Source organism: Pseudomonas sp. 10S5 (assembly GCF_035019745.1).
GTDB lineage: Bacteria > Pseudomonadota > Gammaproteobacteria > Pseudomonadales > Pseudomonadaceae > Aquipseudomonas.
Genome location: NZ_JASJVL010000018.1, coordinates 1 through 12,163, shown reverse-complemented (window position 1 = coordinate 12,163; position 12,163 = coordinate 1). Strand labels below are relative to the sequence as shown.

General features: G+C 56.6%; 9 protein-coding genes. All 9 read left to right on the top strand.

Going from position 1 to position 12,163, the window contains the following annotated elements:
- Positions 1–58: 58 nt before the first annotated feature.
- The 9 genes from QN378_RS18385 to QN378_RS18345 all read left to right on the top strand — a co-directional run bounded on the left by QN378_RS18385 (position 59) and on the right by QN378_RS18345 (position 12,039).
- Positions 59–2,419 (top strand): PAS domain S-box protein, encoded by a 2,361-nt coding sequence (locus tag QN378_RS18385; protein ID WP_416350631.1) that lies wholly within the window; start codon positions 59–61, stop codon positions 2,417–2,419.
- Between the two features lie 32 nt (positions 2,420–2,451).
- Positions 2,452–3,081, top strand: a complete 630-nt coding sequence (locus QN378_RS18380; protein ID WP_322205637.1) for a response regulator transcription factor — start codon at positions 2,452–2,454, stop codon at positions 3,079–3,081.
- Between the two features lie 256 nt (positions 3,082–3,337).
- On the top strand, positions 3,338–4,462 hold the full coding sequence (locus QN378_RS18375) for an ABC transporter ATP-binding protein (RefSeq protein ID WP_322205636.1): 1,125 nt from the start codon (positions 3,338–3,340) through the stop codon (positions 4,460–4,462).
- Between the two features lie 64 nt (positions 4,463–4,526).
- Complete coding sequence (locus tag QN378_RS18370) at positions 4,527–5,564, top strand: ABC transporter substrate-binding protein (protein WP_322205635.1); 1,038 nt, start codon at positions 4,527–4,529, stop codon at positions 5,562–5,564.
- An 84-nt stretch (positions 5,565–5,648) separates the two neighbouring features.
- The gene (locus QN378_RS18365; RefSeq protein ID WP_322205634.1) at positions 5,649–6,896 is read left to right on the top strand and encodes an ABC transporter permease; all 1,248 of its coding nucleotides are present in this window, start codon (positions 5,649–5,651) and stop codon (positions 6,894–6,896) included.
- Between the two features lie 11 nt (positions 6,897–6,907).
- Positions 6,908–7,732, top strand: a complete 825-nt coding sequence (locus QN378_RS18360) for an ABC transporter permease (RefSeq protein ID WP_322205633.1) — start codon at positions 6,908–6,910, stop codon at positions 7,730–7,732.
- Between the two features lie 99 nt (positions 7,733–7,831).
- The gene (locus QN378_RS18355; RefSeq protein WP_323550772.1) at positions 7,832–9,205 is read left to right on the top strand and encodes a sigma-54 interaction domain-containing protein; all 1,374 of its coding nucleotides are present in this window, start codon (positions 7,832–7,834) and stop codon (positions 9,203–9,205) included.
- 170 nt (positions 9,206–9,375) lie between these two features.
- Positions 9,376–10,524, top strand: coding sequence for an iron-containing alcohol dehydrogenase (locus QN378_RS18350; protein ID WP_322166370.1), 1,149 nt, complete (start codon positions 9,376–9,378; stop codon positions 10,522–10,524).
- A gap of 84 nt (positions 10,525–10,608) precedes the next feature.
- Positions 10,609–12,039, top strand: coding sequence for a hypothetical protein (locus tag QN378_RS18345; protein WP_322166369.1), 1,431 nt, complete (start codon positions 10,609–10,611; stop codon positions 12,037–12,039).
- Positions 12,040–12,163 lie beyond the last annotated feature (124 nt).

Here is a 12,163-nt window from a genome sequence, read left to right as displayed (position 1 = left end):
TCGATTGATGCGCATACGGGTCGTCGGCCAGCGCCTTTTTTTTGTAATGATTTTACTTATGGCGGGGCTGCCTTTTTTGGCTCATGCCGCATCTCAGCCGGTTGCGGCCGCTTCAGCGTTGAGCCAGGAGCAGCGTGCCTGGCTCAATCAGCGGGGTCAGTTGCGCATCGGATTGGTGTTGCAAGCGCCCTACGCCCAACTGGACAAGCGATTGCAGCTATTGTCGGGTGCAAACGTCGACCTAATGAAAGAGCTGGAGAAAACCCTTCAAGTTGAATTGCTCTGGCGTAACTATCCCGATCAAGCAGCGCTGGATACTGCTTTAGAGCAAGGTGCTATCGATCTCGCTCCTGGCTTGACCCAAACGCCCGCTAGCTTGCGGCTTTGGCTGTTTTCCGACCCATATATGCGCGTCCCGAATCTAATCGTGGGTGAGCGCAGCAGTGGTGGTGGGGTGGACCTTGAAAAACTTGACGGTCATGACCGCGTCGCAGTCCGGATGCCCAGCCCGGTAGCGGATTATCTGCGCAGCACCTACACCCATCTGAACTTGCAAGGCGTTCCGCTGGAGCGTCAAGCGTTGCAACTACTGCTGAGCCAGCAAGCTAAATACGCCGTAGTCGATGAAGCGCAGCTCAGCCGGTTGTCCGTCGAACCGGATTTTATCGGGCTCGCGGTAGTGGGCGACATCGGTTTGCCACAGTTGTTGCGGGTGGCGTCGCGCAAAGATTGGCCTGAGTTGGCGGGCATTATTACCGCCGCCCTGCATGCGATTCCCGCGCGCGACCTTGAACAACTTCACTCGCGCTGGTTGCAGCCTAAATACCCACGGCTGAGCGAGTCTCCCGGGTTTTGGCAAAACCTGACGTTGCTGGTTACTGTCATGTTCCTAGCATGCTTTGCGATTGTGGTCTGGCAGCGTCGTCAGCAACACGCTCTAGAGCAAAGTCTTGACGCTGCCCGTGAAGACATCGCACGGCGTCAAGCCAGCGAAAAAGCCCTGCGCTTGACGCAGTTTTCCATCGACCAAAGCACCGTTGGCATTCTTTGGGTCAATTGGGACAGCCATGTGCGTTATGCCAATCACGCCGCCGAAGCGATGTTGGGGTATGCCGAGGGCGGCGTTGTTGATCGGCCACTGATTGATTTCGAGCCGGGTCTGCACATGGACCGCTGGCTGAACCTTTGGAAGCGTGCCCGTTCCACCGAAGAAAGCCCGCAGAGCTTCGAAACCAACTGTATTTGCGCCGACGGCAGCTTTTTACCGGTTGATGTCTCCCTCAGCTTTATGCGGTTCAGGGATGCGGAATACCTAGTCGTATTCCTCACCGATGTCACTGATCGAAGACGTGCCGTGGCGGCGCTTCAGGAAAGCGAAGCGCGATTGCAGGGCATCGCGGCTAACGTGCCGGGGCTGGTATTTCGTTTGGAGCGTGCGCAATCCGGTGGTGAGCCGGAGTTTGCCTACATCAGCGAGGGCAGTGAAACGTTGGTGGGTTACGCGCCCGCTGCATTGCGCCACCCGAGCATGGGGTTGCGTAACCTGGTACACCCCGATGACCGGATTGGTTACCACTTGGTGCAGGATCGATCTTTGGGAAGCGACAGCGATTGGGCGTGGCAGGGACGGATTCTGACCCGGGAAGGCGAAGAGCGTTGGGCGGAAATCAAGGCCATTGCTCGCCGCTTGGACGATGATCGAATGGTCTGGGACGGCATTGTTTGGGACATTACTGCGAGCAAGCGCATCGAGCTGCAATTGGCCAGCTCTCGCGAGCAATTGCGAGAATTGTCGGCGCACTTGGAAAGCGTGCGTGAAGAAGAGAAAGCGCGGATCGCCCGCGAAGTGCATGACGAACTCGGGCAAATGCTGACCGTGCTTAAACTGGAAACCTCTATGTGCGAATTGGCCTACGCCGATCTTGATCCTGGCCTGCGTGACCGGCTAAACAGTATGAAGCGCCTCATTTCCCAGCTGTTCCAATTGGTGCGCGACGTTGCCACTGCACTGCGTCCGCCGATTCTAGATGCAGGCATCGCTTCCGCCATCGAGTGGCAAGCGCGGCGATTCGAAGCCCGAACCCAGATTCCGTGTTTAGTTGAGGTTCCGGACAACCTGCCGGCGCTCAGCGATGCTAAGGCCATTGGCTTATTTCGTATCCTTCAGGAGGCTCTGACGAACGTGATGCGACACGCTCAAGCGCACACGGTGGAGCTAAGCCTGACGCTGGAAAACGGGGTGTTGTGTATGACCGTCGCCGATGATGGACGAGGTTTTGTGCCTGAGCAGGGTAGGTCGACCTCGTTCGGCGTTGTAGGCATGCGCGAACGGGTACTGATGTTGGGCGGCACTTTGCAGCTGGACAGTGAGTCGGGCGAGGGCACAACCTTGCGCGCCTATATTCCGCTGGCCGTTTAATTATCCAACGCCATTGGGCAGGAGTGAGAACAGTGATTCGTGTATTGGTAGCTGAAGACCATACTATCGTCCGCGAAGGGCTTAAACAGCTGATCGGGTTAGCGAAAGACTTGGTAGTTGTGGGTGAGGCCAGCAACGGCGAGCAGTTGTTGGACACGTTGCGTCATGTCGAATGCGAAGTGGTGCTGCTAGACATTTCAATGCCTGGCGTCAATGGCCTCGAAGCGATCCCACGGATTCGTGCGCTGAACAATCCGCCAGCGATTTTGGTGCTCTCGATGCACGATGAAGCGCAAATGGCGGCGCGCGCATTGAAAGTCGGCGCTGCCGGTTATGCGACCAAAGACAGTGACCCCGCGTTGCTACTGACAGCCATACGCCGGGTCGCAGCCGGTGGACGATACATTGATCCAGATCTTGCGGACCGTATGGTCTTTGAGGTGGGCTTGACCGATAGCCGACCCCTGCATTCGTTATTGTCCGAGCGCGAGTTCTCGGTGTTCGAACGCTTGGCCCAAGGTGCCAACGTCAATGACATCGCCCAGCAGTTGGCCCTGAGCAGTAAAACCATTAGCACCCACAAAGCGCGCTTGATGCAGAAGCTGCACATCACGTCTTTGGCTGATTTGGTGAAATACGCGCTGGAGCATAAGTTGTTGTGATGGAAGCATGTCCGTCTGCGACATGTTTGGCACCTGTCATCCTAAGCCAGTCGGCTCCTGCAATGTAATTGTTGCCCTCAGGGTCTGGCTTGATCGCGATAGCGTTGTTCCAAACGAAGTATCTATTTCCAATTACATACCTATTTGCGTCATCACTGTAGGGCAATCCCTACAGCAATCTCTCTCGCCCGCCGATTTGCCTGAGCCGCTGCCTGATCTAGGCTTGATCCACGGCAGACAAACAAAGGTGTGGGTAATGAGCGACGTCGATTCAAGCGCTGGGTTGAGTGATGTTCTGGTCAGCTTCCGTGGCGTACAGAAAAGCTACGACGGCGAAAACCTGATCGTCAAAGACCTCAATCTGGAAATTCGCAAAGGCGAGTTCCTCACGTTGCTTGGGCCTTCCGGGTCCGGCAAAACCACCAGCCTGATGATGTTGGCCGGCTTTGAAACGCCCACTGCCGGCGAAATCAAGCTGGCCGGGCGCGCGATCAACAACGTTCCGCCCCACAAGCGCGACATCGGCATGGTGTTCCAAAACTATGCGTTGTTTCCGCACATGACGGTTTCGGAGAACCTGGCGTTCCCGCTTTCGGTGCGTGGCTTTAACAAATCCGATCTTAGCGATCGGGTCAAGCGTGCCTTAAGCATGGTCCAGCTCGACGCTTTCGCCCATCGTTACCCGGCGCAGCTTTCTGGTGGCCAACAGCAGCGTGTAGCGTTGGCCCGTGCGTTGGTGTTTGAACCGCAGTTGGTGCTGATGGACGAGCCTTTGGGGGCGCTGGATAAACAGTTGCGTGAACACATGCAGATGGAAATCAAGCACCTTCACCAGCGCCTTGGCGTCACCGTGGTTTACGTGACCCACGACCAAGGCGAAGCGCTGACCATGTCGGACCGGGTGGCAGTCTTCCATCAGGGCGAAATTCAGCAAATCGCACCGCCTCGCACGCTATATGAAGAGCCGAAAAACACGTTTGTCGCTAACTTCATCGGCGAAAACAATCGGCTTAACGGCCACTTGATCAGCCGCTCCGGTGATCGCTGCGTCGTGGCCTTGGCCCGCGGCGAAAAGGTCGAAGCATTGGCGGTCAATGTCGGCGAAATCGGTGATCAGGTGACGCTGTCGGTCCGCCCTGAGCGCGTTCGCGTGAACGGCCACAGTGAAAACTGCGTAAACCGGTTCTCCGGTCGCGTTGCTGAATTTATTTATCTGGGCGACCACGTCCGTGTGCGTCTGGAAGTTGCAGGAAAAACCGACTTCTTCGTTAAGCAGCCAGTCGCGGAACTCGATCCGGGGCTGACTGTCGGCGATGTTGTGCCAATTGGATGGCAGGTCGAGCACGTTCGCGCACTCGATCCCTTGCTGGAAGCGCTGTAACTGTCAGAGGCGAATCAATCGCCCCACGTATAACCAACACTGCACACTGTGGAGAGAACAATAAATGCTTAAATCTTTGAAGTTCACCGCTATTACGCTGGGCATGATGTGCGCGGCCAATGCCATGGCGGCAACGGATCTGACCGTTATTTCCTTCGGCGGTGCCAACAAGGACGCCCAGGTAAAAGCTTTCTATGCACCGTGGGAAAAGGCCGGCAACGGTAAGATTATTGCGGGTGAATACAACGGCGAGATGGCCAAAATCAAAACCATGGTCGACACCAAGAGCGTTTCTTGGGATCTGGTAGAAGTCGAGTCGCCTGAGCTGTCGCGCGGTTGCGACGAAGGCATGTTCGAAGAAATCGATCCGGCTTCACTTCCCGGCACCAAAGCTGACTACGTTCCGGGCGCTATCCAGACCTGCGGCGTAGGCTTCTTCGTGTGGTCCACCGTGTTGGCTTACAACGCCGACAAGCTGGCCAGCGCACCAACAGGTTGGGCGGATTTCTGGAACGTCAAAAAATTCCCAGGAAAACGTGGCCTGCGTAAAGGCGCCAAGTACACCTTGGAATTTGCGTTGATGGCTGACGGTGTTGCACCGAAAGACGTCTACAAAGTGCTGGCCGGCAAAGACGGTCAAGACCGCGCTTTCAAAAAGCTCGATGAACTCAAGCCGTTTATCCAATGGTGGGAAGCTGGCGCTCAACCGCCGCAGTTCCTCGCGTCCGGTGACGTGGTGATGAGCTCGGCCTACAACGGCCGTATCGCCGCTGTGCAGAAAGAAAGCAACCTGAAAGTGGTCTGGAATGGCGGCGTCTACGACTTCGACGCGTGGGCGATTCCGAAGGGCTCGAAAAATGCAGCCGAAGCGAAGAAGTTCATCGCTTACTCGGTTAGTCCAGAACAGCAAAAAACCTATTCCGAGAACATTGCTTACGGCCCAGCTAACACCAAAGCTGTCCCGTTATTGGACAAAGGCGTCTTGAAAGACATGCCGACGACCCCGGAAAACATCAAAAACCAAGTGCAGATCGACGTCGGCTTCTGGGCTGACAACGGTGAGCAACTGGAGCAGCGCTTCACCGCGTGGGCTGCCAAGTAAGCAGTTTACGTTGAGTTAGATCCAGTCCCTCCTTTCTTCGAGAGGAGGGCTGCATCCATTGTTCAGAGATTTTCGGAGTTCGTTATGGCCATCGCAGTGCCCCTCACCGAAGGCGCCAGCCCCACCCTGAAGCAGCGTCTGGCTCGTGCTGAACGGGTTAATCGCTGGAAGGCTCAAGCATTGATCGCGCCGCTGGTGCTGTTTTTGCTGTTGGTGTTCCTGGTGCCCATCGTTGCGCTGTTATTCAAGAGCGTTGACAATCCGGAAGTCGTCGGAACGTTGCCGCATACGGTTGCCGCCGTGGCGAAATGGGACGGAAAAAGCCTGCCGCCTGAACCGGTGTATCAAGCGCTGAGCGTTGATCTGGCGCTGGCTCGCAAGAATCAAACGCTGGGCGATCTGTCCAAACGCCTGAACATGGAACTGGCCGGTTACCGCAGCTTGCTGACGAAAACCGCGCGTGCTTTGCCGTTCGCAACAGAACCGACCTCTTATAAAGAAGCACTCGAAGCACTCGATGAGCGCTGGGGCGATCCGGCCTATTGGCAAGCGATCCGCCGTAATGTCAGTAGCATCACACCCTATTATTTGTTGGCCGCCGTTGACCACCGCATCAATGACCTCGGTGAAGTGGCGCCCGCGACCCCCGATCAAGCGATCTACCTGGATATCTTCGGCCGCACCTTTTGGATGGGCTTGGTCATCACCGTGATCTGCCTGCTGTTGGCTTATCCACTGGCGTATTTGCTGGCGAACCTGCCTTCACGGCAGAGCAACTTGCTGATGATCATGGTGCTGTTACCGTTCTGGACCTCAATTTTGGTGCGAGTAGCGGCCTGGATCGTGTTGCTGCAATCAAGCGGATTGATTAACAGCGCGTTGATGTCGATGGGCGTTATTGATAAACCGCTGGAGCTGGTGTTTAACCGAGCCGGGGTTTACATATCGATGGTGCACATCATGCTGCCATTCATGATCTTGCCGATTTACAGCGTCATGAAAGGTATCTCACCGACGTACATGCGCGCCGCCATCTCTTTGGGCTGCCACCCGATGATCAGTTTCTGGCGGGTGTACTTCCCGCAGACCTACGCAGGTATCGGCGCGGGGTGTCTGCTGGTGTTCATATTGTCGATCGGTTACTACATCACCCCGGCGCTGCTTGGCAGCCCGAACGATCAAATGGTCAGCTACTTCGTCGCCTTCTACACCAACACCAGCATCAACTGGGGCATGGCCACGGCGCTGGGCGGTTTGCTGCTGACGGCGACCGTCGTGCTTTATCTGATTTATAGCTGGCTAGTCGGCGCCAGCCGTATGCGCTTGAGCTGAGGAGAGTCAACATGCTGAGCCCTTACACGTCGCCCATTGAGCGGGTCTGGTTTTACGCCCTGCGCATTCTTTGCGGGCTGGTGCTGTTATTTTTGGTACTGCCGGTACTGGTGATCATTCCGTTGTCGTTTAACTCCGGCAGTTTTCTGGTTTATCCACTGCAAGGTTTTTCCATGCATTGGTATCAGGACTTTTTTACCTCGGCGGAATGGATGCGCTCGCTGAAAAACAGCATGATCATCGCCCCTGCCGCCACCGTTCTGGCCATGGGTTTCGGTACCTTGGCTGCCATTGGCTTGACCCGTGGTGACTTTCCCGGCAAGGCGTTGGTCATGGCCTTGGTGATTTCGCCGATGGTGGTGCCGGTGGTCATCGTTGGCGTGGCCAGTTATTTGTTTTTCGCGCCGCTGGGAATGGGAAATAGCTACATCTCGCTGATTCTTGTCCACGCCGTGCTAGGTGTTCCGTTCGTAATAATCACGGTGTCAGCGACCTTGCAGGGGTTTAACCATAATCTGGTTCGCGCCGCTGCAAGCTTGGGTGCCTCGCCGCTGACTGCATTCCGCCGCGTGACGTTGCCGTTGATCGCGCCGGGAGTGATTTCCGGAGCACTGTTCGCCTTCGCAACCTCTTTTGATGAAGTGGTGGTGACCTTGTTTCTCGCCGGCCCTGAACAAGTTACCTTGCCTCGACAGATGTTCAGTGGCATTCGCGAAAACCTCAGCCCAACCATTGCCGCTGCCGCAACCATGTTGATTGCGTTCTCGGTGGTGTTGCTGCTGGTGCTGGAATGGTTGCGTGGGCGCAGCGAGAAGATGAGGACGCAGGAGGTTTGAGTCGTCGTTGTATAAACGCTTCGCCTCTGTAGAAGCCAAGTTGTTGGCGAAAGGTTGAGGTAACATCCTCACCTTTCCGTCCGCGCCATGGAGCCTCAGGTGAACGTCAACGATGCCAGTTTCGAAGAGCTGCTCAATGCGTTGCACGATGGTGTCTACATCACGGACGGCGACGGCAAGACGCTGAAGGTCAATAAGGCCTACGAGCGTTTGACAGGTCTCAACAGCGCGGACTTGATTGGTCGACCGATGAAGGAGCTGGTCAAGGAAGGGGTGATTTCCCAGTCGGCCTCACTGCGCGTGTTGCAGGAAGGCAAGCCGATGTCGGTGATGCAAAGCCTGCATCAGGGCAAGAAACTACTGGTCAGCGCCACGCCGATTCTTGGCGCTGACCAAAGCATTCGCTATGTGGTCAGCACTGTGCGAGACATGACCGAATTGCTGCGCATGAAGCACGAGCGCGACGAGCTGCAACAGCTCAAGCAACTGCGCAACAGCACCGCCAAACTCCACGCTGGTCAACGCGACAATTTGTTGCATTCGCCGCTGATGGCCGATCAAGAGGTGTCCGGCAGAGTGTTTGCTTTAGCGCGGCAAGTCGCCAACAGTACAGTGAAGGTGCTGCTGCAAGGGGAAACCGGTGTCGGTAAAACCTTGGTCGCGCACTTTATCCACAACGCCAGTGATCGAGCTCAAGAACCGTTTTTGGCCCTGAACTGCGGGGCTCTACCGGAAAACCTGATTGAAGCCGAGCTGTTTGGCTATGCTCCTGGCGCCTTTACCGGTGCTGGTCCCAAGGGCAAGCGCGGTTTGCTGGAATTAGCCCACCACGGCACCTTGTTTCTCGATGAGATTGGCGATTTACCGCTCGCGGTGCAGGTCAAGCTGCTCAAGGTAATCGAAGAAAATCGCTTCATCCCGGTCGGCGGCCTGGAACTCAAGGAAGTAGACGTGCGCATCATCAGCGCCACCCATCACGACTTGAAGCAACTGGTGGCAGATGGACGCTTCCGGGCCGATCTGTATTACCGGCTCAACGTTGTGCCTATCGTGATTCCGGCATTGCGCGAGCGCAGTGAAGAAGTTGCACCGCTGTTGCATTACTACCTGGACAGTTTTAACGCCCGTTATCAGCGGCAGGTGCAATTGAGCCTCGAAGCCCTCGATGTGCTATGCGATTACGCATGGCCGGGAAATATTCGGGAGCTGATCAATATCGTCGAACGCCTGGTGGTTACCAGTCATGCCGATATCATCGAAGCACTGGACTTGCCCGAAGAAATCCTCAACCTCAATCCCCTGCACGCTGACGACAGCCGCTTGCCATTGCGCAAGGTGCTGGAAAATGCCGAACGCGCCGCCATTCGTGCCGCGCTGCAGGTACACAAGACCACGCGGCTGGCCGCCAAAGCGTTGGGCGTCAGCCAGGCAACCGTGGTGCAGAAGATGAAGCGTTGGGAACGGTCTGATTAGGATTTGAATCAGTAGCCCATTTGGCGATTAGAAAACTAATCGCTGCCACCCCCTTTGACGGTCTCATTTTCGTGCTTACCCTTGCCCCGTGGGGCTTTGCGAGTTTTGGCACAGCTTTCGCAATTCATCCGGCACGCCCTCGCGCAAAACAACTAATAAAGGACGAGCCGATGAGTATCTCTGCGTTCAAAATCGCCAACAAACTGATCACCGGTCCCGCTGCTATTGAGCAACTGGCCGCTGAGCTGACCCGCTTGAATATCAACAACCCGCTGATCGTTACCGATGCCATCTTGGTTAAATCGGGTACTGTCGATTTGGCTCTCGCCCACCTTGGCGACCGCCGCTACGGCATTTTCGATCAGGTCAAACCCGAGCCGGAAATCTCCATCGTTGAAGACTGCACCCGCGCCTACCGCGAAGGCGGCCATGACGGCCTGATCGGCCTCGGCGGCGGCAGCGCTATTGATATTGCCAAAGGCGTCGCAGCCTTTGCCAACCACGATGGGCCGTTGACCGAGCTGTTCGGCGTCGATCAAGTCAAGCGCAAAGGCCCGCCGCTGATTGCGATTCCCACCACGGCGGGCACTGGTTCGGAGGTGACCAACGTGGCGATTTTCTCGGACAAACAAGCGCAGCTGAAAAAAGGCATCGTCAGCGATTACTTGCTGCCGGACGTCGCGTTGGTCAGCCCGATCATGACCCTGAGCTGCCCGCGTAGCGTGACCGCGGCCAGCGGTGTTGATGCGTTGGTCCACGCTATCGAATCGTATTTATCGGTCAACAGCTCGGCGATTACCGACGCGCTGGCCATTGGCGCGATCAAGCTGATCGCCAAGGCGCTGCCCAAGGCTTACGCCAACCCGACCAACCTGGCCGCCCGCGAAGACATGGCCACCGCCAGCCTGATGGCCGGCATGGCATTTGGTAATGCCGGTGTCGGCGCGGTGCATGCGCTGGCTTACCCGTTGGGTGGGCGTTTCAACATTGCCCACGGCGTCAGCAATGCCTTGTTGCTGCCGTACGTCATGGCTTGGAACAAGATGGCCTGCGTCGAACGCTTCCGCGATATCGCCGAAGCCATGGGCGTGCGGACGGCGCACCTCAGCGACAAAGACGCCGCCGATCAAGCTGTTCAGGCCATGACCGATTTGTGCATCGCCGTGGACATTCCATCTGGGATGCGCGCCTTCAATGTGCCAGAAGACGCCATTCCAGCCATGGCCGAAGAAGCGAGCAAGATCGACCGGCTGATGCGCAATAACCCTCGCAAACTCACCGCCGCCGACATCGAAAAAATCTACCGCGCCGCTTACTGAGTGATCGCCCGAATGACGCCCGAGCCCTTGGCTTCGGGCGTCTGCCGTACACCGCAACTAAAACCAATAAGACAGGTGCCGTTCATGTCCAACCTTTCCGAACCGGGTCTCGAAAGCCCGTACATCCCGCTGGGCCCGTTCAAAGTGCGTTTGCCGTTCATTCACTACAACTTCGAGATGCCGGATTACCTCCAGGGCTTGTTGATGTGCGCCGTGGACTTGGCGGCCATTCCGTTGATGACCGAACTGCTGGGCATGCCTTTTGAAGTGGCGTTGGCCGTGGTCATGCTCAATGGGCTGCTGTACCTCACTCACCATCTATTGGGTGACCCGACCGTGCCCGGCTGGATCACGCCAGCGGTGCCGTTATTGATGGCGTACTGCGCGCACTTCCCGATGGGGCCTGAGCGTGTGCACGCCTTGATTGCGTTTCAGATGATGCTTGGGGTGTTTTCCATCGCCCTAGGCGCAACAGGTATGGCGAAGAAAGTGGTGGCTTACGTGCCCTCGGCGATCAAATCCGGGATTATCATGGGCGCCGGGTTGAGTGCTGTCAGCGCTGTGTTTCAGGTGGGCGGCAAGTTCGACGTACTGCCGTGGACTATCTCGATCACCATCGGTATCGCGTTTTACCTGATTTTCTCCCAGCACTTCCAAGCCCTGAAACTGCGCAACAAACTCTGGTGGAATTTCGCCAAGCTCGGCATTTTGCCGATCATCTTGCTGGCGGTGGTCATTGCGCCGCTGTTCCATGAAGCGCCATGGCCGACCATTCAGTGGGGCTTCAGCAAACCTGACTTTATGGGGCTGTGGAATAACTACACGATCTTTGGCTTGGGTATGCCGCCGCTGTCGATGTTCATTACCGCGTTCCCGACCATGTTGGCGGTGTACATCATCGTTTTCGGCGACGTGCTCAGCGCCAAGGTGCTGCTCGACGAAGCGCAGCAGATTCGAACCGATGAAAACGTGGACTACAACCCCGACCGTGCGCACCTGATATTCGGAGCGCGTAACGCGTTGATGAGCGTGTTTGGTCCAGACGTGGCGATGTGCGGGCCGAAATGGGCGGCCATGTTGGTGGTTGTGATCGAGCGTTTCAAAGGTGGGCCAAAGGCGATGAAATCGATTTACGGCGGCGTCGGCTCGTTTCGTTGGGGGACCAATACCGGCCTGTTGTTGCTGCCGGTGGTGACACTGGTGCAACCCATTTTGGGCGTGGCGCTGGCGCTGACCTTGTTGATTCAAGGTTATGTCAGCGTGCGTTTGGGCATCCTCGAAGCCCGCAGCCAGCGTGACCTCGGGATAGCCGGGGTAATCGGCGCGGTGTTGGCAGTCAAAGGCGCCAGTTGGGCCTTCGCCATCGGCGTAGTGCTGTGCCTGCTGATTTACGGTAAAAACTTCTTCAAGGGCGAGAACGACAAGACCTTTACCAAGGATGTCGGCGCGGTTGATGCCAAGCCGGTGGTGGTGAAGCCGGTTGTGCGTGCGGTGCCTGAGACGGTGGGTGATTGAACTGACCCTTCGGCAACACGTTGGCTCCTACAGATAAGCACGATCCCCTGAACTGCGCCCCAAATGTTGGACAGTGATTGAATAAGCTACGCGGCCTGAGTTCTGTATGCCACTGGACTCAAGC

Excerpts from the sequence above, each read along its gene's own strand:
- QN378_RS18385 (WP_416350631.1), top strand. The coding sequence starts at position 59 with ATGGCGGGGCTGCCTTTTTTGGCTCATGCCGCATCTCAGCCGGTTGCG.
- QN378_RS18365 (WP_322205634.1), top strand. The coding sequence starts at position 5,649 with ATGGCCATCGCAGTGCCCCTCACCGAAGGCGCCAGCCCCACCCTGAAG.
- QN378_RS18345 (WP_322166369.1), top strand. The coding sequence starts at position 10,609 with ATGTCCAACCTTTCCGAACCGGGTCTCGAAAGCCCGTACATCCCGCTG.
- QN378_RS18350 (WP_322166370.1), top strand. The coding sequence starts at position 9,376 with ATGAGTATCTCTGCGTTCAAAATCGCCAACAAACTGATCACCGGTCCC.
- QN378_RS18360 (WP_322205633.1), top strand. The coding sequence starts at position 6,908 with ATGCTGAGCCCTTACACGTCGCCCATTGAGCGGGTCTGGTTTTACGCC.
- QN378_RS18370 (WP_322205635.1), top strand. The coding sequence starts at position 4,527 with ATGCTTAAATCTTTGAAGTTCACCGCTATTACGCTGGGCATGATGTGC.
- QN378_RS18375 (WP_322205636.1), top strand. The coding sequence starts at position 3,338 with ATGAGCGACGTCGATTCAAGCGCTGGGTTGAGTGATGTTCTGGTCAGC.